This is a genomic window from Microbulbifer mixtoriginis (SeqCode) (genome assembly GCF_052467705.1).
In genome coordinates, this window is the sequence record NZ_CP174322.1 from 262,103 (window position 1) to 286,738 (window position 24,636).

A 24,636-nucleotide genomic window follows, 5' to 3' on the forward strand; every position below is an offset into this window, starting at 1 on the left:
AGATAGCAAAATGAAAGATAAATTCCCACAGGAATTTCAAAAAGGCAGAGGCCCAACAGGGAAACAGCAGAAATGATGCCGCTACTCAGGTGGAAAGCGCGGCTAGCATCGCCTGGAGAAAGCGCGCCAGTTCACCACCGGTCACCGCTCGATGATCAGCACTAATAGAGAGCGGCAACAGTGGCCGCATAGCCGGCCAACGGTCTATGACGACAACTCCTTGGCAAACCCTGCCCGCACCGACAATGGCCACCGTAGGGGGCAACACAACGGGTGTCGCATAGCGCCCGGCAATAGCACCAAAGTTGGACAAGAGAATCGTTGCGCCCTGCAAATCGCTCTGGGCGATTCCGGTCTCCCTGGCCTGATGCTTGAAGTCGGCCACCTGGGCCATCAGTGAGTCATCTGATCGCGTGGCTACATCTTTGAGCACAGGGACATATAGGCCTCGCGGGGAATCTACCGCCAATCCGATATTGACGGGCTGTTGAGGAGACAGCTGATCATCTTGGAAATACGCATTGAGGGTAGGCTCCGCAGCACAGGCAGACTGCACAGCGCGAATCAGTCTCAATAATGCCGGTTCGCTGCCCCACCAGCTGGAGATATCCGCATCATCACACAGAGTAATCTGCGCTACCTGGTCCCTAGCGCGACTCATGGACAGGCCCATGGCACGCCGCGCCGGGGACATAATTTCCCCAGGCTCTTGAGCTTTTACCAAATCCCTCTCAGGCAAAGGCTTCCTTGTATTTTGCTCAGCTTGATCGGTAGCTATTTCCGCGGCACTAAATTTTGCCCCCGCGGCAGAGCGCACCTGTGCAGCTGTGATCAGTCCCCCGTCCGTGGAGAGCTTTTCCAAATTCACCCCCAGGCGCCGAGCTAGGGCACGAACCGAGGGTGTTGCCAGCCGTTTAGGCCCCTCAGTAAGGCCCTGCTCGGCGCCGAGGACATCTTCACTCTGTTCGAGCTTCCCAACCACCGTTCCACTGTCGGCCCGCGACCGACTAGGTGCCGATGCCCCGCACACTTTTTCCTTTTCAGGTTCTTCCATTTCAGGTTCTTCCTGAAAGACAGACTCTTTGGGAGAAGAAGCTTCAGCAGGCACTGCTGATTGCGATGTCTCTTGGTTACTGCCTTCAGCGACAAAGCCCACTAAGGGCTCACCCACATTGACGGTTTGATCCGGCTCTGCAAACAGCTTTTCTATTCTGCCTCCCCAAGGAGCTGGAACTTCTACCAGAGCTTTGGCGGTCTCAACAGTTACCAGGCTTTCGTGGGCGGCAATTTCATCTCCTTCGTGCACATGCCATTCCCGCACTACTGCATCCGGCAACCCCTCACCGAGGTCGGGCAGGGTAAAAATTTTCATGCCACCCCTCCATTTGCGTATTCGAGCACTTCGCGCACCGCCGTCATAATTCGCGGCACACCGGGTAGGTAGACATCTTCAAGCTGGTAATAGGGCATCACCGTATCGAACCCCGTTACTCTTTGTACCGGTGCATGCAATAGGTCAAAGGCATATTCATTGATCTGTGAAGCCACCTCCGCACCCAGACCACAAAAACGCGCGGCTTCATGTATCAAGACACAGCGGTGGGTTTTCTCCAAAGAATCAATAATGGTGTGAATATCCAGGGGTTTTAGAGTGGCGAGATCGATCACCTCCGCTTCGATGCCTTCAGTGGAGAGCTGCTCGGCAACCTGCAGAGTCTCCTTCAGCGAAGCTCCCCAGGCGATCAAGGTGATATCACTGCCCTCTCGCAAGACAAAGGCACGGTCCAGCGGCAGAGCCTCACCATTGTCGACGACTTCCTGGCGCACCGCACGATAGATCCTCTTGGGTTCGAGAAAGACAACCGGGTCTGGATCGCGGATCGCCGCCAGTAACAATCCATAGGCCCGCGCCGGAGAAGAGGGCACCACTAAGCGCAATCCGGGAATATGGGCGAACAGGGCCTCAGTACTCTCCGAATGATGCTCTGGTGCATGGATTCCGCCTCCATAGGGGGCCCGGTAGACAATCGGGCAGGAGAGACGGCCGCGAGTGCGATTGCGATAGCGCGCGGCGTGGCTGAGGATCTGATCGAGACCGGGATAGATAAACCCCATAAACTGAAATTCCGCCACCGGTCGCAGGCCCTGCACCGCCATACCAATCGCAATCCCGGCAATCATATTTTCCGCCAGCGGAGTATCCAGTACCCGTTCATGGCCAAAACGCGCCTGCAGGCCATCGGTAGCACGAAAAACGCCGCCGTTCAGTCCCACATCCTCACCGAAAACAACCACCTTGGGGTCTCTCTGCATTTCGAAAGCGAGCGCCTGGGTAATCGCTTCTACCAGGGTAATTTGCGCCATCAGCTGTCCCCCTGCAATTGTTGGTATTGCTCGATAAAGGCCTCGGGCAAGGTTCCATAGAGGTGATCGAAAATAGCCGTAGACTTATCTCGAGGAGTTTGCCGATACACCCGCACTGCCTCCTCCAGTATCTCCTTCAACTCCCGCTGTAATTCCTCTTCCTGTGCATCTCCCCAGATACCCAGGCTTTCCAAATAGATTCTCAGCCGCCTGAGCGGCTCCCTACCCCAAGCTTCTTTGACGCCCTCTTGTGGTTGGTAGCGGCTGGCATCATCCGCAGTGGTGTGATCGCACAGACGATAAGTCACCGCCTCAATCAATGAAGGCCCGCCACCTTCATGGGCCAGTTGCAGCGCCTCTAACACGGCCTGATACACAGCGATCACGTCGTTGCCATCAACCTGTAAACTGGGGATTCCGGCGGCGATTGCCTTCTGTGCGAGGGTCTTACAAGCAGTCTGCCCAGAACGGGGTAGGGAGATGGCCCACTGGTTGTTATTGATCACCACCACCAGCGGCAACTTCCAATCCCCCGCTAGGTTGATCGCCTCATAGAAATCTCCCTTGGAAGTGGCGCCGTCACCGCCACTGGTAACCGCCGCACGTATAGGCTCCCCCAGCTGCTCGTGTTTATATTTGAGCGCAAAGGCAACGCCGGCCCCATGCAACATTTGCGTGGCAATAGGTACGCTTAGCGGTAGATCCTCGCATACGTGGCGATAGTTCTGGCCGCGTTCATCTCCTCCCCAAATAGCGTAGATTTCTTCTATACGCACACCGCGCTCCAAAAGGGCACCGGTTTCCCGGTAATTGGGGCAGTAGACGTCTTCTTTTGCCATGGCGGCACCGACACCCACACCGATCGCTTCCTGCCCAAGGCTGGACGGGTAGGTACCGAGTTGACCGGTGCGCTGCATCTTCACCGCGCGATCATCGACCATACGCGCCAGGGTCATCTGCCGGTATAGGGCAACCAGAGTATCCGGGGTAGCGAAATCGGGTAGCGCCTGAGTAGTTTGTCCTGACTCATCCAGGTACTGTAGAGAGGCGATATCAAAGCTGGCGAGCAGCTGCATTCTAGGCTTGTGCATCGGGCCATTCCTTTTGTTCCCGAAGCGCAAGTTTAATGGAAAGGAGGTATCCCACCGGGTGGGAGGAGTGAAATCCCGCCGGAATTCGATTTTCCAGCGGGTTTCCCCTTTTAGGAAGGGTAAAAACTAATTTCGTTTAATGGGACGTTCCCAACCGGTGATATTGCGTTGCTTGCCCCGCGCCACGGCCAGCTCTTCACTACCCACCTCCCGGGTAATGGTGGAGCCCGCTCCTATGGTGGCACCACTGCCAACTTTCACCGGAGCAACCAGAGCGGTATTGGAACCAATAAAGGCGCCGTCACCAATTTCAGTGAGGGACTTATTCACACCATCGTAATTACAGGTGATGGTGCCGGCACCGATATTCACAGACTCACCCACGACTGAATCCCCCACATAGGAGAGGTGATTAATCTTGCTGCCGACTCCCACTTTGGCCTTTTTGGTCTCTACAAAGTTACCCACCTTGGCTCCATCAGCCAGCTCGGTGCCAGGGCGCAGGCGAGCAAAAGGACCAATGGTACAAGCTTCACCCACATGAGCACCTTCAATGACAGAATTGGCCTCTACACAGGTACCATCCGCCAGGCGGCAATCTTTTAGCAGGCAATTGGGGCCAATCTGTACTCCCTTGCCCAGTGAGACATCACCTTCGAAGATACAGTTGATATCAATGGATACATCAGTATCGCATTCGAGGCTGCCACGGATGTCGATCCGGGCTGGATCGAGCAAAGTGACACCGGCATTCATCAGTGCCACTGCGCGGGTATGCTGTAAGGCTCGCTCCATCTGAGCCTGCTGGGCGCGGCTGTTGACACCGGCGACTTCCAGCGTGTCACTGGCACGCTCGCCCGTCACCGCGATCTCCTCACTCACAGAACGTGCGATGACATCGGTCAGGTAATACTCGCCCTGGGCATTCTCACAAGACAACTCAGGTAACCAACGAGCCAACAGATCTGCCGGCGCCGCCAGAATACCGGTGTTCACCTCACTAATAGCCAGTGTATCGGCATCTGCATCTTTCTCTTCTACAATCGCCCGCACCCGACCCGACGTATCGCGCACTATGCGCCCATAACCGGCCGGATTGGCCATTTCTACCGAAAGCAGGGCTGGGCCATGATCCGCAGCCGACAACAGGGACTGTAGAGTTCCCGCCCTGACCAGTGGCACATCACCATAAAGTACCAACACGGTGGCACCCTCGCGGAACTGAGGGATAGCCTGTGCCACAGCGTGGCCGGTGCCCAGCTGCTCCGTCTGCTCAACAAACTTCACACCACTATCGGCAAATCGCTGACGTACCTGGTCTGCGCCGTGTCCGACAACCACGGTAATTTCAACCCCCTGCAACTGTCGCGCCGTCTCAATGACATGCCCCAACATGGGAATTCCGCCAATCGGGTGCAGCACTTTGGGCAGGTCCGATCGCATACGGGAACCTTTGCCCGCAGCCAAAATCACTACGTCGATAGTCATAATGGTTTGAAATCTCACTAATTCCTTAAATTTGGCAACATTGTGGCCACTAGCCCTCACTAACTCAACCCAACCCGGCAGCTTGGCGCTTAGCGCATTGCGATTGCCGCCGGACGGCGATCCCGGTAATTTAGCCTCCTGAAGATCAATACGTTGCCCATTACAACAGTACAGTCAGAGCCAACGCAGACAATGCGGTGGAGGGAAATTGTCCATGAATACAATCGAGCAAAAAAAACCACGGCGCCATTTGTTGGCTCTGGCAGCGCTTATGCTGTCCCTGCCTCTGGGGGCCGTAGCAGAAGCTGAAGGCGCTGAAGAACAAGAAGGAGATAAGGCGGAAGCCCAATCCTGGGATATCAACAAGCCGCCCTACGAATTTGAACCGATCCAGTTGGACACCCGCGAGACCACCTGGAGCAACCTGGATATCAGCCCAGATGGCAAAACCATCCTGTTCGATATGCTCGGCGATATCTACACAGTGCCGGTAGCAGGCGGCGAGGCAGTAGCCCTGACCAATGAAATCGCCTGGAATATGCAGCCGCGCTTCAGCCCGGATGGCAAAACCATTGTATTTATCAGCGACCGCGATGGCGCCGACAACATTTGGTTGATGGATCGCAATGGCGACAACCTTCGCCAGCTCACGACAGAGAAGGAAAACCTGCTGCACTCGCCCAACTGGAGCCCCGATGGCCAGTACCTGGTAGCACGTAAAGGTTTTATGTCCGGCCGCAGTATTCCCGCCGGTGAAATCTGGATGTACCACTACGGTGGGGGTGAAGGTCGCCAATTGAAAGAGCGTATCGGTGGCGATATCGCCCAGAAGAATATTGCCGATCCGGCCTTCTCTCCAGATGGACGCTACGTCTATTACTCCATCGATACCACACCCGGTACCGTATGGGAGTACAACAAGAACTCGACCAAAGAAATATTTGCCATCAAGCGCTACGACCTACAGGACGGTGAAGAGGAAACCTTTATCTCTGGTCCCGGTGGCGCGGTGGCGCCAGTGCCCTCTCCGGATGGCAGTAAACTGGCCTTTATTCGCCGCCAGGACAATCAGACCTCCCTGTTCCTGAAAGATTTGGATACTGGGCTGGAAACCCCTGTTTACGCCGGCCTTGAGCGAGACCTACAGGAAATTTTCGGTCCTCATGGTAACTACGTTCAATACGACTGGATGCCCGATGGTGAGTCATTGGTCGTTTGGACTGGCGGTAAATTCCTACGTATCTCCATCAACGGCGACAGCGTTGCGCCGATTGCGGCTCATGTGAAGGTCGAGAAACAGGTCGCGGATGCGGTGCGCTTCCCCGTGGAAGTAGCCCCGGACACCTTCGATGTGAAGATGATTCGCTGGGCGCAAAAATCCCCCAACGGCAAGCAGGTCGCTTTCCAGGCATTGGGCAAGATTTATATTCAGGATATCGCCAGTGGTGAGCGCCGCCGGCTGACCCGCCAGGAAGACCACTTTGAATTCTATCCCAGCTGGTCCCGCGATGGTCGCGAGATCACCTATGTCACCTGGGACGACCAAAAACTCGGTCATGTGCGTGTAGTATCCTCCCGCAGCGGTCGCGGCAAAAACATCACCAAACAGCCCGGCCTCTACGTAGAGCCGAGCTTCTCCCCCAGTGGTGACACCGTGGCCTACCGCCGCTTTACCGGCGGTTACCTGCTCAGCCCCGAGTACTCTTTAGAACCGGGTATCTACCTGGCAGACGTCGACGGCGACTGGCAACGCCGGGTCGTGAAGTCCGGCTATGAGCCGCACTTCGGCACTAGCGAGGACCGTATCTATTTCTCCGAGTACCAACACGCCGGCGGCGGCAAGCGCGTATTGAAGAGCACCAACCTGGAAGGCAAAGATGAGCGTGAGCACCTGCACGGTGCCGAGATTACCTCCTTCCGTCTGTCCCCGGACGGCAAGTGGGTCGCCTTCACCCAGGACTTCAAAGCTTTCGTCGCGCCCTTTATGCACACCGGCAAGTCCGAGGTGATCGGCCCTAATAACAAAGCGGTCAAAGTCACCCAGGTATCAAAGCGCGCCGGTGAAAACCTGCACTGGTCCGCCGATAGTGACACCCTAGGCTGGGCACACGGGCCCAAGCTGTTCGAGCGCGAACTAAAAGACGCCTTCGAATTTGTCGCCGGTGCCCCAGAGGAACTACCAGAGCCAGTTTCTGAAGGCATCGACCTAAGCTTTGTGCAGTCCTTCGACAATCGCGCTGGCCTCGTTGCCCTCACCGGTGGCAAAGTCGTCACTATGCGCGATGCGGAGAACACCCGCGAAATTATCGAGGATGGCGTGGTTCTATTCCGAGGCAACCGCATTGTCGCGGTGGGCCCAGCTGCAGAAGTTGAAATTCCCGCCGAGGCGAAGCGCATCGATATCACCGGCAAAACTGTATTGCCAGGGCTGATTGACGCTCATGCCCACGGCGCTCAGGGTCGCGAAGAAATTATCCCGCAGCAAAACTGGAACCTGTTCTCCAGTCTGGCATTTGGCGTGACCACGATTCACGACCCCTCCAATGACAGCAGCGAGATATTCTCCGCCGCAGAAATGCAAAAGGCCGGTCTGATTACCGGACCGCGTATTTTCTCTACTGGCACCATCCTCTATGGGGCCAAAGGTCCAGGCTACAAAGCCAAGATCAATTCCCTGGAGGACGCTCAGTTCCACGTCAACCGTCTCAAGGAAATGGGCGCCATCTCGGTGAAGAGCTACAACCAGCCCCGCCGCGACCAGCGCCAGCAAGTGCTGCAGGCAGCCCGCGAAGCCGGCATTATGGTAGTGCCCGAGGGCGGCGGTAAGTACCAGCACAATATGAACATGATTGTGGACGGGCACACCGGTATCGAGCACTCACTGCCGATCGCCAATGTCTACGGCGATGTGGAGCAACTGTGGAGCCAAACCCAAGTGGGTTATACACCAACCTTCGTTGTGGCCTACGGCGGCCTCTGGGGTGAGGAGTACTGGTATGACCGCACCGAAGTATGGAAGAACGAGCGCCTGACCCGCTTTACCCCCGATTTTATCGTTAACCCCCGCTCTATCCGTCGCCCCACTGCGCCGGATGCCCACTACAACCACTTTAATGTGGCCCGTCAGGCCAAGCAGCTGCGCGACGAAGGTGTCACCGTACATATCGGCGCCCACGGCCAGCGCGAAGGACTTGGAGCGCACTGGGAGATGTGGATGATGGAGCAGGGCGGCTTTACCCCCTGGGAAGCCTTCCGCGCCGGTACCATCGATGGTGCCCGCTACTTGGGTATGGACGGTGATATCGGCAGCATTGAGGCTGGTAAGCTGGCTGACCTGATCGTGGTTGACGGCAACCCCTTGGATAACCTACGCCTGTCAGAGAACATTACCTACACGGTAATTAATGGCCGTGTGTTCGAGGCAGAAACCATGAACGAAGTCGGTGCTGGCGAACGCTTGGCATTCTTCCACGAACGCCTGCCTATCAGCGCTATGCCCGCTCCTACGGCAGAGGCGGTACAAGAGAAAATGGAACGCCACCACTGGGTACATTAATTCCCAGAGTCTTAGTTTTGTATCCGGTGGCTTCCGCCGGATACAACTTCTAGGGCGCGGAGAACTATCAAAGCGCCCAATTACCTATCTCTTATAACCCTACTAAAGAAAGTTTTCGGCTAGGAAAAATTATTGGTGATATAACCATATTTCAAAAGACCCACAAATACGGCCCCACCAAAGGTATTACCCAACGTGGCTAAGATTTGAAAGCGCAGTACTTCCATCAAACCTATCGAACCATCACCACCTATCCAGGCACTAAATATTGCTACGGCCCCTGCTACGCAATGCGGCAGACTGCCCAGACCGATTACAAAGGTCACTATTGCAATAACCATTATTCGACTAATGGTGTCAGTACTGGATGAAACTAGCCAACCGAGTAACCCCATTAGCCACCCAGCCAAAATTGCACCAAGACGTAACGCACTATTATTCGCACTAATCAGCTTTTGACCATAGTAATCAAAACCTGCTGAGACAATGTTTTGACTGACTGAGAAATAACCCACCAGTATCAACGCAAATAAAAAAGTGCCAATCATATTGCCGAGATAAATGAATCCCCACATACGACCCAGATCACGCAAACGTTGCCTTCTATCAGCAACTGGTAAATTGCCAATGTCGTATGTTCGGTAAAAAGATCCGTGCGTCCTATAATAACCAAAATAAAGCCAACCGGGTAACTCATCGACAACACAAGGTGTAACGCCGATTTATCCAGCTCTTCATGAAAACTGCTAAACAGCGCCATCATCAAGAAAAAACTAAAACCAATTTCCAATCCCGCAGCAATAGATGACTATAACAGAGAGCGACTCTCAAGTTCATATTCATGCAGGCTGGCATCCATCTGTTCACACAAAACCACCCGCTCACTCTTGGGTCTATCGCTATTGATACTCATAGAAAATCAGAATGGGAGATGAAAAAATTACATCATGGGAAGATGCGACACAGCATTCAGGATAGCTGCTTTGGACTTAAACAAGGCCCTAAATAGCCTCGCCATTAAATTAAAAAGATCATAAAAAATATGGGGTAATTATTCACTCTACATAATTACCGGTGAAGTTCAAATACACCCAATACTTGTCTCCAGACTTTAACACTCATCCATTAAAAAGCCTCGCATAGCGAGGCTTTACATAGTAATCTCAAAAAGTGATAACTAAACTTCATTAACCTCTTCTATTAGAGCTTTATCCAATGCGTGCGCTCTCTGGAAAGCTTCACGTTTCGATAAGCGCTCAACATACTCCTGAAACTCTATTCGCTTCTCTATAGTGCCAAACTGCAGCCCCCATTCTAACTGGGCACCTATATAAACATCCGCTGCAGTAAAACGCTCACCGAGAATATAGGGGCCGGACTTAATCACCTTAGAAAGTGTGTCTAATGCCAACTGATAGGAACCGTAACCGAGCATCAGCTGCTTGTCTGCACCTGCCTCTTCCCCAAAGATATATTTATTCACAATGGCAGATTCCATAGGGCCAGCCGCAAAAAACATCCAGCGATAAAAGCTCGCTCTCTCATCGTCATTCATTGGCGCCAATTCTGACTCAGGGAACACTTCCGCCAAGTAAACACATATAGCTGAAGCTTCTGTAATAATTCTCCCACCATGAACCAGAGTAGGTACCTTACCCATTGGATTGATAGCAAGATATTCGGTGGTCTTCATAGGTTCACCGTACTCAAGTACCTCTGTACGATAAGATAAGCCCAATTCTTCTAGCATCCAGCGTACTATGCATCCGCGGGACTGGGGGTTAGTATATAAAATCAAATGATCTGACATGATTCTCTCCCTGAAAACGGAGAGAATAGTTTATTTTAATACTATTATTTTTCGAGAGATTTTTACGCCAGTAGGGAAGTTCTTGCTGTGGGATTAGAATAAACTTGTAAAAAATTAATCTTGTAAAAAGGTTATAAGGCTTATTTTTTCATCACAGCCATTCAGCCAACTCTATCGTGATGTATTCAGGACCCTCAATGTATACCAGCTTTCTGCTCAAATACTCTATAACCTGACCACGAATATGAACCCCATTTTTCTTCAAGTAATCCACAGACAACTCGATATCATCAACCCTCAAGCAAAGATGGTTATAGCCAGGTCTTGCCAGATTTAATATATTGGAATCAGAAAATATCTTTGGCGAACGGAAGTGTAACAACTGAATTTCAAATCTAGGCTCAGCATTCTTCAAAACCATTGTTAAATGGTCTGCCTGAACATTGGGGACCTCCAGGTATTTAGAGATTTTCTCTCCTGAAATAACATCAGTAATCTCCAATTCAAAATCTAATAATTCAAAGAATTTTTGGCTTTTTTCCAAATTGGTGACAGCGATGGTTACGTGATCAGGATTCTTTATCATCGACTAATCCTCCAAACTCCCTATCGATTCCTGGAAATTGCTCTACCAATTCTCTCGTACTGTTGGAGTAAGTTGGGCATACTCTCGGCTCCAAAATATTCTTTTGAATGCTCGGTAAAGCCTTTCCAGTGAAAAGGAAACATCACTTCCACCTTGGAATTTGAAATAGCAAAGTTATAAGCTTGTCGAGCTCGAGAAATAAGTTGTTCCTCTGATAAAATCCCATAATCTCGATTAGTGGTCTTAAACCCTCTCGGAATTAAATAATATTTAGCATCCATATGCTGAGTTTTATGCATCAATTTTTCAACAATTTCGTCCTGGAATTTCACTCCAACATAGTGATCAACTCCGAATAAATTGTAGTTCTCTGGTACGATTAGCTGAAATCTAGCCTGACTCACAGTATTGTGTGTAAATGTAATAGCAAGTTTTGCCTTAGGAAAATCTCTCCGTATCAATTCTCCAATCTCCTCAAGGTAATTTTTCAAATCTTTATCCGGTAACAGAGATCTTTGGAAGGGTTCATCTAGAGGATCAAAAGCGTAAATAATATCTTTAAAAGGCAGCAACTCTTGCCTGGCTTTTTCCCATCTATCCAGATAATTCTCCTGCTTATTTTTTCCAAAATCCTTAAAAAAAATAGGGGCCAAAGCCACCCAGATCTTTAGCCCATGCTTCCTGGCAACTGCCATTAGGTCTTTATCGAAGTACCAAATATCAACGAAAGTAGAGAATCTTGCGACTTCAGGGATATCATCTTCATCCCAACCGGAGTGATAAAACCCAAATTCTTTTAGGTGGCTTGGCACCCTATTTTTCTTAGGAGTAATTCCTGTGACAAAAATATTACCGGGAATATAAAAAGGCTTGGTGTTACTGAGATATTCGGCGGGAGTGGGGGCGTCATAGAATTGAGAGTGGCTATTTACACCTAAGAACAACAAAAAAAATGTCAGAAAAATCGAAACTTTTCGAAATGAGGCCTGATACAACTTACTGAAAACCATAAATCAGCGCCACTTTAAATTTAAAACATAAACTTAGCTTAAGCAGCCAACAACCAGTATAGAGAATATGATAGCAAGATATTATGATTTTGTACGCAAGGCACTTATTTACACAGGTTTACGAAATGAACTCAAATAAAGACAGAATGTATACTTTAATTATCTACTAACATCAACCACCTTTGGAAAGGTACCACGTATACAATAAATCAATATAGAGAAATGTGAAAGCAAGAAGGGTATGATTAAATGTGCACAGAGGTCGTACTTTCACCTAAAAGCATAGACAGTTGACATAAATTTTTCTAAAAAAAATAACCTTTAAATAAAATCAAAATCTCATAAAAAATTAATAAACCTATTTATTAACCTGAAACAACTAGATTTTTGGCATACAACATTGGAGCGAAATTTTGTGAGAAAATCGATTAAATCACTAATAAAGACATTAGTATGTCTGTATAAATAGATTCTCTCTCTACGAAAATCTGTCAGCAGCATTTCAATTCAACAATATATACCTGGCCTCCTTGAAAACTAAGCTAGGAGGCTCATAAGCGCCAGAAAAAATATTACTGGCGTCAGAACAATTAAAAACTATTGTGTTACAGTTAAATACTGCTTTGTTTGCATATCAAAAACAGCGATACTTCTATTAGGCATAGCCAGATATACTTTATTCTCTTTAGTATCAATCACAGGTGAAATCAGCATATCCTCATTATTCTTCTCCTGAAGATTCAGCAACAAAGTTCTATCTCCAGTTTCCAGATCTACAGCCAGAAGCTCAATATCAATTGGAAATTCATCTCCTTCAGTATGGTTATAATCCTCAATAATTATTTGATTATTTAACTCATCAAACACCATAAAGCCAAGTTCATTCATACTTGGTCCACTGCCAATATCCTTACCTGATACTGTGGTTATTTCCTGACTATTCAGGTCAATTTTGTTGATAGTTCCATGAACATCCGAAATGTAGACGTGCGAAGAATTCGAGTTCAAGGATATATATTGTGGATGCCACATATCCATATACGTAAAATCTGTTATTACACTTCGATTTCCTGTCTCTATATCAACAGCAATCAATGAAGATCCAGATATAGTTAATATTCGATTTTGTGTCGAATCTACAGCTAGAGCTCTCGACCCCATAAGGTTTTCACCAACTCCTATTTCCACTCCTGAAATTATGGTTCGATTCCCGTTATTAGGGTCTATTTTGACGATACTATTGGATACAGATTCCATTGCGTAAATATTTCCATTTCTATCGTCTACAGCCAGATTATTAAAATAGCCTTTAATGATACCTTCGCCATAGTTTGGTCCTGATAGAATGGATCTGTGCCCAGTTTGTAGATCTACAGAAATAACTTGCTGAATCTTATCGAAATCAGAAAATAAATCAGAGTTACCATAACTATCATTCAGAACGATAATACGATTATTATCTTGGTCAAAGATAGGTGCTTCACTTGCAGAAATTAAGGGCCCATCCCCTCTAATTTTTCTGGATAAGCGACTCCTCTCTCCACTTTCCTTATTGATTGAGAAAGTATGCCCAGTCAGGCAGGAATTAATTAGAATAAAAGGCCCTACATCCAAAAAGCCATTTCTAGCTGAGTCGAAATTGAGATTTTCTTCACCGGCATCCAGTTCAGAAGAAATTACCTCTCGATCACCTGTTGTTAAATCAATTTCAAACAATCTACTATGGTGGTCGCCCACGTAGGCTTTGTTATTCTCTAAATCGACAGATAGACCTTTTATACTGTAAAAAGACTCTCCTGCACCTATATTTTTCCCTGAAATTTCACTTGCCGCCCATGTAAATGGATTTAATTCCAGTAATGCCTTCTCTTCGAGTACAAAAAATCTGCCACCTTTAATTTCAAGTCCCTGGTTTAGGTAGCCTACGGAACTTCCATCTACATACTGAAACTCTGATATTTTTTCTCTCTCACCTGTGGCAGGATCAACTTTTATTAAGGAGCTCGGCCAATAATTTTGAACATAAATATCTCCACTACTATCATCAATTGAAATCTGGGGCCTCTTGCCAAAAGATAGTGATTCATCATCAGTTTCTGAAATGCTATTTACTACATTAAAATCCCTATCAACCAACAACAACCTGTCTTTTTCAATAACTAAAAAATTTCCTGTAATCGCATCGTATTTCGCACCGACGACATCAGTAAGACTTGAGGAGATAAATCTCTCTTGCATCTTTTCCAGACTAATTTCCCTAACAGGGTTAAACGTATAGGCTACATTTCTATCGTCATCATATGCCAAAGGGCTGCAAAACCTATAACTGTCAAAATTGTCATAGGCGTTTACAGTTAAAAAAGCAGCTTCCAGGGTTCTATTTCCATTAACATCAGTGACCTCTACATTGATGCCCGTGGTTTCACCTGCAGTCAACGGTATTTCTACTTGCCAAGTTTTAAAGCCATCATCGGAATCTGCTTCTATCCCGTTTACCAGCACATTTTCCACCCCAACATTGTCTGTCGCACTCCCGCGGACGATCAATGTTTCCCGATCACTCCACAATCCGTTGGCAGATGGAAACAGGATACTGGCGCTTGGGTTTTCATTATCTGTTTTCTGTTCACGATTATCATCGCCTCCGCCGGATGAGCCGCCACCACATCCGGCCAGTAGGTAAATTAAAGTTGATATTGTGAAGAGTTTTTTAAAGGTGGGCTTCAATGTAGATACCTCGTACAACTTAGATCTACCCCTATGGGCACATAGAGTAGGGAGTGACTTTCAAAAACAGGGGGAAGGTAAAGTGAGAACCAAGAATACAAAAAAAGCAGCCGAAGCTGCTTTTTTATCGCCTTGAAGTAGGCGCTTTACACGAATGCAAGCGCTGCTTACTTGCCGGCCGCCTTGCGGATTGCCTGTAGAGTGCGCAGACGCGCCTCGGCTTCGGCCAGTTGGGCTGAGATACGCGCATAATCAACTTCAGAGGGCGCTTTGTGCAGGGCGTGTTCCGCTTCTTCGCGGGCCTTCTGCGCAGCTTCCTCATCAATTTCACGCTCGGCTACATCCGCGAGGATGGTAACCATGTTCGGCTGCACTTCGGCGTAGCCACCGCTGACGAACAGTACTTCCTCTTCACCACCGGGCTTGATGATGCGTACCGGACCGGGCTTCAGGGCGGTAAGCAGTTGCGCATGGCCGTAGGAGAGACCCAGCTCACCTTCGATACCACTCACAATCACCATCTGCACCAGTCCGGAGAAGAGAGACTGCTCGGCGCTGACAATGTCACAATGTACTGTCATGGCCATAGTATATGCCTCTCTGGCTTAGCCTTTGGTCTTGTTGGCTTTTTCCACAGCTTCGTCGATGGTTCCCACCATGTAGAAGGCCTGTTCAGGCATGTGGTCATACTCACCGTTCAGGATGCCCTGGAAGCCACGGATGGTTTCTTTCAGGGAAACATATTTACCTGGTGCACCAGTGAAGATTTCCGCAACGTGGAAAGGCTGAGACAGAAAACGCTCGATCTTACGGGCGCGGGCTACGATCTGCTTGTCTTCTTCAGACAGTTCGTCCATCCCCAAGATCGCGATGATGTCCTTCAGCTCTTTGTAGCGCTGCAGTACGGACTGTACGCCACGAGCCACTTCGTAGTGCTCCTGACCGATTACCTGCGGGTCCAGCTGACGAGAGGTGGAGTCCAACGGGTCAACAGCCGGGTAGATACCTTTAGCGGCGATGTCACGGCTCAGTACTACGGTGGAGTCCAAGTGCGCGAAGGTGGTCGCCGGAGACGGGTCAGTCAAGTCATCCGCCGGTACGTATACCGCCTGGATAGAGGTGATAGAGCCAGTCTTGGTGGAGGTAATACGCTCCTGCAAAACGCCCATCTCTTCCGCCAGGGTCGGCTGGTAACCTACCGCAGAAGGCATACGGCCCAGCAGTGCAGATACTTCGGTACCGGCCAGGGTGTAACGGTAGATGTTGTCGACGAACAACAGTACGTCTTTGCCTTCATCACGGAATTTTTCCGCCATGGTCAGGCCGGTCAGGGCAACACGCAGACGGTTGCCGGGCGGCTCATTCATCTGGCCGTAAACCATCGCCACTTTAGAGTTGGCTTTATTTTCCAGGTCAACAACGCCGGATTCAGCCATCTCGTAATAGAAGTCGTTACCTTCACGGGTACGCTCACCAACACCTGCGAACACGGACAGACCGGAGTGCTCGGTAGCGATATTGTTGATCAGTTCCATCATGTTTACGGTTTTACCTACACCGGCACCACCGAACAGACCAACCTTACCACCCTTGGCGAACGGGCAAACCAGGTCGATTACCTTGATGCCGGTTTCCAGCAGTTCGGTAGAGCTGGACTGCTCTTCGTAGGTTGGTGCAGCGCGGTGGATAGAAGAGCGCTCTTTCTCACCGATAGGGCCACACTCGTCAATCGGGTTGCCGAGCACGTCCATGATGCGACCGAGGGTTTCCAGGCCTACCGGTACAGAAACCGGAGCGCCGGTATTGCGCACGGGCAGACCGCGGCTGATACCTTCGGATGAACCCATGGCAATAGCGCGTACCACGCCGTCACCCAACTGCTGCTGCACTTCCATGGTGAGGTTCTTGTCCTCAACCACCAGTGCGTCGTATACATTCGGAACAGAATCGCGTGGGAATTCCACGTCGATGACCGCTCCGATCACTTGCACAATTTGCCCGTTACTCATTTCCGGATCCTCAGCTTTAAATTCTTTCTAGGCTGACCATTACTGCTAGGGGCAGCGGATTAAACCGCCGCCGCACCGCCGACAATTTCGGACAGTTCCTGGGTAATGGCCGCCTGGCGCGCCTTGTTGTAGACAAGCTGCAACTGATCGATCAGCTCACCGGCGTTATCGGTGGCGCTCTTCATCGCGATCATACGCGCTGCCTGCTCACAGGCTTTGTTTTCAACTACTGCCTGGTATACCTGAGACTCGATATAGCGAGCCAGCAATCCATCCAGCAATTCAACCGGATCCGGCTCGTAGAGGTAGTCCCACTCGTGCATGAGTTTTTCATCTTCGTCTTTCGGCAGCGGCAGCAATTGCTCAACCCGCGGCTTCTGTGACATGGTGTTGATAAACTCGTTGGATACCAGGAACAGGCGATCGATATCGCCTTCTGCGTAACGGTCCAGCATTACCTTAACTGAGCCAATCAGCTTGTTGGCCTGGGGCGCATCGCCCAGGTCGCGAACTGCTGCGACAACCTTGCTGCCGATGGCGTTAAAGAAACTGGCCGCCTTGTTACCTACCGCGCAGACTTCTACGTCAACGCCTTTTTCGGACCACGCCTGCATCTCGCGAATAGCCGCCTTGAACATGTTGATGTTCAGGCCACCACAGAGTCCGCGGTCAGTGGATACCAGGATAAAACCGACCCGCTTGGCCTCGCGCTCCTGCAGGTAAATATGCTGGTACTCGGCCGAAGCGTTGGCGACGTGGCCGATCACTGCGCGTATGCGCTGGGCGTAGGGACGCCCCAGTGCCATGCGATCCTGAGCTCTACGCATCTTACTGGCTGCAACCATTTCCATTGCGGCAGTAATCTTCTGCGTGCTCTTGATGCTGGCAATTTTTGTGCGTACTTCTTTTCCGCCTGCCATAGTGATTTACCTTGTTCGCTGGAAGTTAGATTCCGAAAGAGCGGCAGTGCCGCTCTTTCGCGCTCTCCAGGGAGTTCTTACCAGCTGCTAGTAGCGACGAACTTCTCGATAGCGGCTTTGAAAGCTGCGTCGATTTCGTCGTTGTAGTTACCAGTCGCGTTCACTTTCTCCATCAGCTCTGCGTGTTCGCTGTTCATGTAAGCGAGCAGGGCGGCTTCGAAATCGAGAACCTTGGCAACTTCTACTTCTTTCAGGTAACCCTTGTCGGCGGCGTAAACGGAAACAGCCATGTCCGCGATAGACAGCGGAGAGTACTGTTTCTGCTTCATCAGCTCGGTTACACGCTCACCGTGATCCAGCTGGGCTTTGGTAGCTTCGTCCAGATCAGAGGCAAACTGGGAGAATGCCGCCAATTCGCGGTACTGAGCCAGAGCGGTACGGATACCACCGGACAGTTTCTTGATCACCTTGGTCTGCGCTGCACCACCTACACGGGATACGGAGATACCCGGGTTGATCGCAGGGCGGATACCGGAGTTGAACAGATCGGTCTCGAGGAAGATCTGGCCGTCGGTAATGGAAATCACGTTGGTCGGTACGAACGCGGATACGTCACCGGCCTGGGTTTCGATGATCGGCAGGGCGGTCAGAGAGCCGGTCTTGCCTTTCACTTCACCATTGGTGAATTTCTCTACGTAGTCGGCATTTACACGCGCGGCGCGCTCCAGCAGACGGGAGTGCAAGTAGAAAACGTCACCGGGGTAGGCTTCACGTCCAGGCGGACGCTTCAGCAGCAGGGAGATCTGACGGTAGGCCCAAGCCTGCTTGGTCAGGTCATCGTATACGATCAGGGCATCTTCACCACGGTCGCGGAAGTACTCACCCATGGTACAGCCGACGTAAGGAGCCAGGAACTGCATCGCTGCCGGATCGGCGGCGCCAGCGGCCACTACGATGGTGTGGTCCATAGCGCCGTGCTCTTCGAGCTTGCGCACTACGTTGGCAATAGAGGACTGCTTCTGGCCCACGGCAACGTAGATACACTTAACGCCGGTGCCTTTCTGGTTGATGATGGCGTCGATCGCCACAGCAGTCTTACCGATCTGACGGTCACCGATGATCAGCTCACGCTGGCCACGGCCAATCGGAATCATGGTATCAACCGCTTTCAAGCCGGTTTGTACAGGCTGATCAACGGACTGACGGGCGATAACGCCAGGCGCTACTTTTTCTACCGCGTCGGTCAGCTTGTTGTTCAGTGGGCCCTTGCCGTCGATCGGGTTACCCAGTGCGTCTACAACGCGGCCGAGCAGTTCCGGACCAACCGGGGTTTCCAGGATACGGCCGGTACAACGACACTTCTGACCTTCGGCCAGAGATTTGTAGTCACCCAGGATTACAGCACCAACGGAGTCGCGCTCCAGGTTCAGCGCCATACCGTAAACGCCGCCTTCGAACTCGATCATCTCACCGTACATCACGTCGGCCAGGCCGTGGATGCGGATGATGCCGTCGGATACGGAAACAATGGTGCCCTCATTTTGGGCTTCAGTGCTCACATCGAGATTTTCGATGCGGCTCTTGATGATTTCACTGATCTCAGAGGGATTCAGTTGCTGCATGCTCTGTTCCTCAAGTCCCCCGCCGGCTGACGCCGACGGGGAGAGTAATTTAGGAGTTCATCGCCTCGGCGAGCTTGGCCAGACGGCCGCGTACGGAACCGTCGATGACTGTATCACCGGCGCGGATGATCGCGCCGCCCAGCAGGCTCTCGTCCACCGAGCTGTGCAGATGTATTTCGCGTTCAAACTTCGCCCTGAGCTTTTGGCCCAGTGCTTGCGCCTGTGCATCGCTCAGGGCGTGCGCGGAAACAACTTCCACCTCGAGGGTGGCTTCCGCCTGCGCTTTCAGCTCTTCGAACAGCTCGGAAATTTCCGGCAGCAGCTGCAGGCGGTGGTTTTCCGCCAGCAACCGGATGAAATTTTTTCCGTGCTCGCCGAGCTCGTCTGAACAGATCGACAGGAATTTATCTGCGCGCTCTTCACTGGTGAGCTGTGGGTTATCCAGCAGCTCACGCACTTTTTCGTTCTGGCTGACCGCCGCCGCAGTTTCCAGCGCAGCGCTCCAACCACCTAAGTGGGAGGCTTGCTGCGCATAGGCAAATGCAGCTTTAGCGTAGGGCCGGGCCAGTGTGCTGAGTTCCGCCATGGGGTTCCTCGCTTACAGCTCGGCTGCCAGTTTGTCGATCAGGTCGTCGTGCGCCTTAGCGTCGATATTGACCGCGAGAATCTTCTCCGCACCCAGGACAGACAGGTCTGCCACACGGCTGCGCAGTTGCTCTTTAGCGCGATTCACTTCCTGGTCGATCTCAGCTTTAGCCGCAGCTTTCAGGCGATCGCCCTCGGCATGCGCAGCCTGCTTTGCTTCATCGATAATCTGATTAGCGCGCTTGTTGGCGCCATCGATAATCTCGCTCGCCTGATCTTTGGCTTCTTTCAGCTGCTCGGCAGCTTTGCGCTTGGCCAGTTCCAGATCTTTCTGCGCGTGCTCGGCGTCAGCGAGACCATCTGCGATCTTCTGCTCACGCTCTTTCATCACGCCCAAAAGCGGCGGCCAAACAAACTTCCAGCAAAACCAGACGAAAAACAGGAAAGTAATCGACTGGCCGATTAGAGTCAGGTTGATATTCACACCGACACCTCTTGCTCTTTAAATAGGGTTAAGGGCAATTGGAACGGCGTAATTAAACCAGACCAGGAGCTACGGCGAAGATCAGGTACATAGCGATACCAACACCGATCATTGGAACCGCGTCAAGCAGACCAGCCATCAGGAACATTTTGCCCTGCAGAGCCGGAGCCTGTTCAGGCTGACGAGCGGAACCTTCCAGCAGCTTGCCACCCAGAGTACCGAAACCGATAGCGGTGCCCAGGGCGCCCAGACCGATCAGCAGTGCACTTGCGATGTAAACCAGACCTAATGCTTCCATTGTGTTCTCCAAATCAAAGTTAAAGAGTTGTTGTAAAGGTCGAAAAAAGGGTTAAAAACTTATTGATCGTGCTCGTGCTCATCGTCGCGATGGTGTGCCATCGCCATGTACACGGTGCTCAATACCATAAATACGAACGCCTGCAGCACGATTACTAGTACGTGGAAGATCGCCCAGCCCATGTGCAGGAGACCCGCACCAATAAAGCCGAGAACGCCAACGCCAAAGACAATCGCGATCAGGATAAAGATCATTTCACCGGCGTAGAGGTTTCCGAACAGACGCAGGCCCAGGGAGATCGGCTTGGCGATCAGGGAAACTGCTTCCAGCAGGAAGTTGACCGGAATCAGCAGGATGTCAAAGAACAGCTTGCCGGTATGGAAAGGGTGCAGAGTCAGCTCTTTCAGGAAGCCGATGGCCCCTTTTTCGCGAATACTGAAGAAAATCATCAGCGCAAACACCGCCAGGGCCATACCCAGAGTGGCGTTCGGGTCGGTAGTCGGAACCACTTTAAAGAAGAGGTGATCGTTACCGGAAATCTTGGCGGCAGCCATTGGCAACCAGTCCACCGGCACCAGGTCCATCAGGTTCATCAGGAATACCCACACAAAAATGGTCAGCGCCATCGGGGCAACCATGGTGTTGCGGTGGGGGAAGGTTTCCTTAACCAGCTTGTCGATAAACTCGGTGACCAGCTCCACAAAACTCTGGAAACCGGTGGGCTTGTCCACACTGGCCTTTTTGGCAGCGCGGGCAAACAGGAAACAGAAAATCAGGCCGAGGCCGATAGACCAACCCAGGGTGTCCACATGTAGGGCCCAAAAGCCCATATCCGCGGCTTCCTGAGAGGAATGCGCCATAGTCCAGGTGGACTCACTAAGCACAGAACCATCGGCGCGGGTGTACCCGGCCGGCAGCTTGCCGTAAGTCATATTTTGCAGGTGGTGTTGGATATACCCCGTCGCAGTTAGAGCTTCGCCCGCCATAGTTCCTCAACAATCGTAAAAGTAAGAATTCTTTTTTTCTTATCCACCGGCTAGCGGACCATGCGCGCCACCATAATCCACTGCACGATCACACAGAGGACGTAGCTGATAAAAAGCGCTGCCGCATTCAGCGGCTTGACGGTGGCAAAAACTGCCGCAAAACCCGCCATGGTCAATATAAATTTGCCGGTTTCCGCGCGGTAGAAATTGCCTACCACGCGATGGGCCGCGCGCGCACCGCTATCGCGAAAGGCGCGCCTGCCGAAATATGCTCCGGGCAGTGCACATAGGGCACCGCCGATAAATACGGAAAGCGCCGTCACCGGTTTGCCACTCAAGTGCAGTACCGCACTGGCCACCGATATCAGCAGAAGCTGTACCGCGGCAATTCGTAATACCGGGGGTTTTCTCATAGACGGGATAAGCCGACTTCTGTGCGCTGTCCGCCCAAAATTTGGGCGTGCGAATTATGCTGCAACAGCATCGCCGATTCAACCGGCAAATGTCGCCAACTTATTTGATTTTCGGGAGGTTTTGCGCGGAATTACTCGGCGCAGTGAGTAATTGCCAACAGTTATTGCGCGCGCCACTAGGACGCGCATTTCGCCACGGCTTTAATCCTCGGCGTAACCGAGGTGGGCAAGGATTCCGTCCAGCTCTTCCAGGGTGGTAAATTTCAGCACCAGGCGACCATTGCCCTTTTCGTTGTGATCGATAGAAACGGGCACTCCGACCTTTTCCGCCAGACGCTCGGTAAGGCGGCGGATATTGGGGTCGGGCTTGGGCTTTTCCTGCTTCGGCGTGGCCGGCTGTTGCAGGCGACGCACCAGCGCTTCCGTCTGGCGCACGGTGAGGCTGCGCTCGACAACCTGACGTGCGGCGGAACGCTGGGTGGCACCGGAGAGACCGAGCAGCGCCTTGGCGTGGCCCAGCTCCAGGTCACCGCGCTCAAGGAAAGTGCGCACCTCTTCACTGAGGCTCAATAAGCGCAGTAAGTTGGTCACGGCAGTTCGGGATTTACCCACCGCATCGGCCACTTCCTGCTGAGTCAGCTTGAATTCATCCTGCAGTCGCTTAAGGGCCACAGCCTCTTCGACCGGATTCAGATCTTCACGCTGGATATTCTCGATCAATGCCATGGCGATGGCGGCTTCATCGGAAACGCTGCGCACCAGCGCCGGCACTTTCTCCAATCCCGCCAGTTGGGCGGCACGCCAACGCCGCTCACCGGCAATAATCTCGTAGCTTTGCTCGCCGATACCACGTACGACGATCGGCTGCATAATACCCTGGGCGCGAATCGAGTCCGCCAGTTCCTGCAGGGACTCCTGTGGAAAATCCCGGCGCGGCTGGTAGCGACCGCGCTGCAAAAACTCGATCGGCAATTCTTTCAACTCACCGTCGACCACGGCAGTTTCGGTTTCAGCTTCACCGGTAGCCTCGGCGATCGCGGTGCTGTTTTTATTGCTGATCAGGTGGGATAAACCCCGGCCCAGTCCTTTGCGTTTGGCGGCCATAGTTATTACCCCTTATACCGCTTCCGCCATAGGGCGGTTTTTCTTTTTAGTAGATTGATTGGCGGGATGGCGGCGATTGATTTCACAAGCCAATGCCAGGTAGGCGATAGCGCCCTTGGAGTGGCGATCGTAATCCAACGCCGGTTTGCCAAAACTGGGCGCTTCCGCCAAGCGCACATTGCGCGGAATACAAGTTCGATACAGGCTATCGCCAAAATACTCCTGCAACTGCGCCGACACTTCGCTGGTAAGACTGTTGCGCGGATCGTACATGGTACGCAAGATGCCTTCGATTTTCAGATCCGGATTAGCGGTCTGCTGGATCTGGGTGATCGTATCCACCAAGGCTGACAGTCCCTCCAGGGCATAATATTCGCACTGCATGGGAATCAACACGCCGTGAGCTGCACAGAGTGCGTTTACCGTCAGCATATTTAGCGACGGCGGGCAGTCGATAATCACGTAATCGTAACGATTGCTCACCGTTGCCAGAGCGCGGCTCAGACGAGATTCGCGCCCCTCCAAATTCAGCAACTCCACCTCTGCCGCAGACAAGTCACCGTTGCCAGGGATCAAATCAAAACCGCTTTCTGTGGATACAATGGCTTGCTCTACGGGTAATTCAGCGGCCAGCACATCGTAACCGGACACCTCCAGGTCGCTTTTATCCACACCACTACCCATGGTGGCATTGCCCTGGGGGTCCAGGTCGATCAGCAATACGCGCCGCTTGTTGGCAACCAAAGATGCGGCCAGGTTGACGCAGGTAGTGGTCTTACCAACCCCGCCTTTCTGGTTGGCCACAGCAAATATCTTGCTCAAGATTCTTGTCCTTTGTTGTTTCCGGGTGCGTTTGCCCCAACGCTGACTCAGCTTCGGGCAGCGGCTATTGTGTCCCACGAAAGGGGAGCAGGATTGGGCGGGCGACAGGCCCACCAAACTATCATCTTATTCTGTGCGACAGAGCTGAATCATATGTCGCTCACCGTCGCAGCCGGGCACCGACAAACGGTGCACCTGTTCGACCTTAATGCCTTTTGGCAGAGCGCTCAACTCATCCTCAGGCAGCTTGCCTTTCATGGCATAAAAACAACCCTTGGGTGCCAACATATGCTCACTGCCATTGACCATATCCTCGATGGAAGCGAAGGCGCGGGACACCACACCGGCAAAAGGCTGTTCTGGCACAAAGGCTTCTACCCGCTCATTGACTACCGTGATATTGGGCAGGGGCAGGGTGCTGGCCACTTGGAACAGGAAGCGGGTCTTCTTGCCATTGCTGTCGAGCAGGGTGATGGCGCGCTCCGGATGCACAATTGCCAGAGGAATCCCTGGCAGGCCGCCACCGCTACCCACATCGATCAAAGAGCCTTCGCCACAGAGATTTACCACACTGAGGCTGTCGATAATATGGCGCTCCAGCATCTGCTCCGGGTCGCGTATGGCGGACAGGTTGTAGGCACTGTTCCAGCGGGCAAAAAGCGCCAGGTATTCCAGTAGCTGATCCTGCTGCCGGTCACTGAGTGCCACCGACATCTGTGCCGCCGCCTCTAACAGGCGCGGACGAAACTGTTCCATTGAGT

General features: G+C 51.8%; 21 protein-coding genes and 1 pseudogene. 1 reads left to right on the forward strand and 21 read right to left on the reverse strand.

Annotated elements, in window-relative coordinates; translation table 11 throughout:
* Nucleotides 1-85 precede the first annotated feature (85 nt).
* From ACJJIB_RS01260 to glmU, 4 genes are all read right to left on the reverse strand, one after another.
* Nucleotides 86-1,372 carry a dihydrolipoamide acetyltransferase family protein gene (locus ACJJIB_RS01260; protein ID WP_444887610.1) on the reverse strand — a complete coding sequence of 429 codons (1,287 nt, stop codon included), beginning with the start codon at nucleotides 1,370-1,372 and terminating at the stop codon, nucleotides 86-88.
* On the reverse strand, nucleotides 1,369-2,364 hold the full coding sequence (locus tag ACJJIB_RS01265) for an alpha-ketoacid dehydrogenase subunit beta (RefSeq protein WP_444883240.1): 996 nt from the start codon (nucleotides 2,362-2,364) through the stop codon (nucleotides 1,369-1,371). The genes ACJJIB_RS01260 and ACJJIB_RS01265 overlap by 4 nt, the downstream gene beginning before the upstream one ends.
* A complete protein-coding gene (pdhA, locus tag ACJJIB_RS01270) occupies nucleotides 2,364-3,455 on the reverse strand; it encodes a pyruvate dehydrogenase (acetyl-transferring) E1 component subunit alpha (RefSeq protein ID WP_444883241.1) in 1,092 nt (363 codons plus the stop codon). The genes ACJJIB_RS01265 and pdhA overlap by 1 nt, the downstream gene beginning before the upstream one ends.
* Before the next feature lie 126 nt (nucleotides 3,456-3,581).
* Nucleotides 3,582-4,943: a bifunctional UDP-N-acetylglucosamine diphosphorylase/glucosamine-1-phosphate N-acetyltransferase GlmU gene (gene glmU, locus ACJJIB_RS01275; RefSeq protein WP_444888889.1), complete on the reverse strand. Its 1,362-nt coding sequence runs from the start codon at nucleotides 4,941-4,943 to the stop codon at nucleotides 3,582-3,584.
* 214 nt (nucleotides 4,944-5,157) lie between these two features.
* Here glmU and ACJJIB_RS01280 point away from each other — a divergent pair, with 214 nt between their 5' ends.
* A complete protein-coding gene (locus ACJJIB_RS01280; protein ID WP_444887611.1) occupies nucleotides 5,158-8,499 on the forward strand; it encodes an amidohydrolase family protein in 3,342 nt (1,113 codons plus the stop codon).
* Between the two features lie 119 nt (nucleotides 8,500-8,618).
* On the opposite strand, the pseudogene ACJJIB_RS01285 reads toward ACJJIB_RS01280, so the two are convergent.
* The 17 genes and pseudogenes from ACJJIB_RS01285 to rsmG form a co-directional block, all read right to left on the reverse strand.
* Nucleotides 8,619-9,262 (reverse strand): annotated as a pseudogene (locus ACJJIB_RS01285) (formate/nitrite transporter family protein).
* A gap of 414 nt (nucleotides 9,263-9,676) precedes the next feature.
* Nucleotides 9,677-10,309 (reverse strand): glutathione S-transferase family protein, encoded by a 633-nt coding sequence (locus ACJJIB_RS01290; RefSeq protein WP_444883243.1) that lies wholly within the window; start codon nucleotides 10,307-10,309, stop codon nucleotides 9,677-9,679.
* Nucleotides 10,310-10,460: 151 nt separating this feature from the next.
* Nucleotides 10,461-10,895, reverse strand: a complete 435-nt coding sequence (locus ACJJIB_RS01295; RefSeq protein WP_444887612.1) for a VOC family protein — start codon at nucleotides 10,893-10,895, stop codon at nucleotides 10,461-10,463.
* Nucleotides 10,896-10,915: 20 nt separating this feature from the next.
* Nucleotides 10,916-11,905, reverse strand: coding sequence for a hypothetical protein (locus ACJJIB_RS01300; protein WP_444887613.1), 990 nt, complete (start codon nucleotides 11,903-11,905; stop codon nucleotides 10,916-10,918).
* Between the two features lie 597 nt (nucleotides 11,906-12,502).
* The gene (locus ACJJIB_RS01305; RefSeq protein WP_444883246.1) at nucleotides 12,503-14,632 is read right to left on the reverse strand and encodes an NHL repeat-containing protein; all 2,130 of its coding nucleotides are present in this window, start codon (nucleotides 14,630-14,632) and stop codon (nucleotides 12,503-12,505) included.
* 167 nt (nucleotides 14,633-14,799) lie between these two features.
* Nucleotides 14,800-15,219, reverse strand: coding sequence for a F0F1 ATP synthase subunit epsilon (locus ACJJIB_RS01310; RefSeq protein ID WP_020413901.1), 420 nt, complete (start codon nucleotides 15,217-15,219; stop codon nucleotides 14,800-14,802).
* A gap of 18 nt (nucleotides 15,220-15,237) precedes the next feature.
* Nucleotides 15,238-16,641, reverse strand: coding sequence for a F0F1 ATP synthase subunit beta (atpD, locus tag ACJJIB_RS01315; protein ID WP_252083948.1), 1,404 nt, complete (start codon nucleotides 16,639-16,641; stop codon nucleotides 15,238-15,240).
* A 59-nt stretch (nucleotides 16,642-16,700) separates the two neighbouring features.
* Nucleotides 16,701-17,561 carry a F0F1 ATP synthase subunit gamma gene (gene atpG, locus ACJJIB_RS01320; RefSeq protein WP_252083949.1) on the reverse strand — a complete coding sequence of 287 codons (861 nt, stop codon included), beginning with the start codon at nucleotides 17,559-17,561 and terminating at the stop codon, nucleotides 16,701-16,703.
* A gap of 77 nt (nucleotides 17,562-17,638) precedes the next feature.
* Complete coding sequence (gene atpA, locus ACJJIB_RS01325) at nucleotides 17,639-19,183, reverse strand: F0F1 ATP synthase subunit alpha (protein WP_152455988.1); 1,545 nt, start codon at nucleotides 19,181-19,183, stop codon at nucleotides 17,639-17,641.
* A 49-nt stretch (nucleotides 19,184-19,232) separates the two neighbouring features.
* On the reverse strand, nucleotides 19,233-19,769 hold the full coding sequence (locus tag ACJJIB_RS01330) for a F0F1 ATP synthase subunit delta (RefSeq protein WP_252083950.1): 537 nt from the start codon (nucleotides 19,767-19,769) through the stop codon (nucleotides 19,233-19,235).
* Nucleotides 19,770-19,781: 12 nt separating this feature from the next.
* On the reverse strand, nucleotides 19,782-20,252 hold the full coding sequence (locus ACJJIB_RS01335) for a F0F1 ATP synthase subunit B (RefSeq protein WP_252083951.1): 471 nt from the start codon (nucleotides 20,250-20,252) through the stop codon (nucleotides 19,782-19,784).
* Between the two features lie 52 nt (nucleotides 20,253-20,304).
* Complete coding sequence (gene atpE, locus ACJJIB_RS01340; RefSeq protein ID WP_020413895.1) at nucleotides 20,305-20,550, reverse strand: F0F1 ATP synthase subunit C; 246 nt, start codon at nucleotides 20,548-20,550, stop codon at nucleotides 20,305-20,307.
* A gap of 59 nt (nucleotides 20,551-20,609) precedes the next feature.
* Entirely contained in the window at nucleotides 20,610-21,536 is a 927-nt protein-coding gene (atpB, locus tag ACJJIB_RS01345; protein ID WP_252083952.1) for a F0F1 ATP synthase subunit A, read from the reverse strand.
* Nucleotides 21,537-21,586: 50 nt separating this feature from the next.
* Nucleotides 21,587-21,949 (reverse strand): ATP synthase subunit I, encoded by a 363-nt coding sequence (locus ACJJIB_RS01350; RefSeq protein ID WP_252083953.1) that lies wholly within the window; start codon nucleotides 21,947-21,949, stop codon nucleotides 21,587-21,589.
* 201 nt (nucleotides 21,950-22,150) lie between these two features.
* Nucleotides 22,151-23,053: a ParB/RepB/Spo0J family partition protein gene (locus ACJJIB_RS01355; RefSeq protein WP_444887614.1), complete on the reverse strand. Its 903-nt coding sequence runs from the start codon at nucleotides 23,051-23,053 to the stop codon at nucleotides 22,151-22,153.
* 12 nt (nucleotides 23,054-23,065) lie between these two features.
* Nucleotides 23,066-23,875: a ParA family protein gene (locus tag ACJJIB_RS01360; protein ID WP_444887615.1), complete on the reverse strand. Its 810-nt coding sequence runs from the start codon at nucleotides 23,873-23,875 to the stop codon at nucleotides 23,066-23,068.
* Nucleotides 23,876-24,001: 126 nt separating this feature from the next.
* The gene (gene rsmG, locus ACJJIB_RS01365) at nucleotides 24,002-24,631 is read right to left on the reverse strand and encodes a 16S rRNA (guanine(527)-N(7))-methyltransferase RsmG (protein WP_444887616.1); all 630 of its coding nucleotides are present in this window, start codon (nucleotides 24,629-24,631) and stop codon (nucleotides 24,002-24,004) included.
* Nucleotides 24,632-24,636 lie beyond the last annotated feature (5 nt).

Excerpts from the sequence above, each read along its gene's own strand:
- rsmG (WP_444887616.1), bottom strand. The coding sequence starts at position 24,631 with ATGGAACAGTTTCGTCCGCGCCTGTTAGAGGCGGCGGCACAGATGTCG.
- atpA (WP_152455988.1), bottom strand. The coding sequence starts at position 19,183 with ATGCAGCAACTGAATCCCTCTGAGATCAGTGAAATCATCAAGAGCCGC.
- ACJJIB_RS01350 (WP_252083953.1), bottom strand. The coding sequence starts at position 21,949 with ATGAGAAAACCCCCGGTATTACGAATTGCCGCGGTACAGCTTCTGCTG.
- ACJJIB_RS01295 (WP_444887612.1), bottom strand. The coding sequence starts at position 10,895 with ATGATAAAGAATCCTGATCACGTAACCATCGCTGTCACCAATTTGGAA.
- glmU (WP_444888889.1), bottom strand. The coding sequence starts at position 4,943 with ATGACTATCGACGTAGTGATTTTGGCTGCGGGCAAAGGTTCCCGTATG.
- ACJJIB_RS01355 (WP_444887614.1), bottom strand. The coding sequence starts at position 23,053 with ATGGCCGCCAAACGCAAAGGACTGGGCCGGGGTTTATCCCACCTGATC.
- ACJJIB_RS01280 (WP_444887611.1), top strand. The coding sequence starts at position 5,158 with ATGAATACAATCGAGCAAAAAAAACCACGGCGCCATTTGTTGGCTCTG.
- pdhA (WP_444883241.1), bottom strand. The coding sequence starts at position 3,455 with ATGCACAAGCCTAGAATGCAGCTGCTCGCCAGCTTTGATATCGCCTCT.
- atpD (WP_252083948.1), bottom strand. The coding sequence starts at position 16,641 with ATGAGTAACGGGCAAATTGTGCAAGTGATCGGAGCGGTCATCGACGTG.
- ACJJIB_RS01300 (WP_444887613.1), bottom strand. The coding sequence starts at position 11,905 with ATGGTTTTCAGTAAGTTGTATCAGGCCTCATTTCGAAAAGTTTCGATT.
- ACJJIB_RS01330 (WP_252083950.1), bottom strand. The coding sequence starts at position 19,769 with ATGGCGGAACTCAGCACACTGGCCCGGCCCTACGCTAAAGCTGCATTT.
- ACJJIB_RS01310 (WP_020413901.1), bottom strand. The coding sequence starts at position 15,219 with ATGGCCATGACAGTACATTGTGACATTGTCAGCGCCGAGCAGTCTCTC.
- ACJJIB_RS01290 (WP_444883243.1), bottom strand. The coding sequence starts at position 10,309 with ATGTCAGATCATTTGATTTTATATACTAACCCCCAGTCCCGCGGATGC.
- atpG (WP_252083949.1), bottom strand. The coding sequence starts at position 17,561 with ATGGCAGGCGGAAAAGAAGTACGCACAAAAATTGCCAGCATCAAGAGC.
- atpB (WP_252083952.1), bottom strand. The coding sequence starts at position 21,536 with ATGGCGGGCGAAGCTCTAACTGCGACGGGGTATATCCAACACCACCTG.
- ACJJIB_RS01260 (WP_444887610.1), bottom strand. The coding sequence starts at position 1,372 with ATGAAAATTTTTACCCTGCCCGACCTCGGTGAGGGGTTGCCGGATGCA.
- atpE (WP_020413895.1), bottom strand. The coding sequence starts at position 20,550 with ATGGAAGCATTAGGTCTGGTTTACATCGCAAGTGCACTGCTGATCGGT.
- ACJJIB_RS01265 (WP_444883240.1), bottom strand. The coding sequence starts at position 2,364 with ATGGCGCAAATTACCCTGGTAGAAGCGATTACCCAGGCGCTCGCTTTC.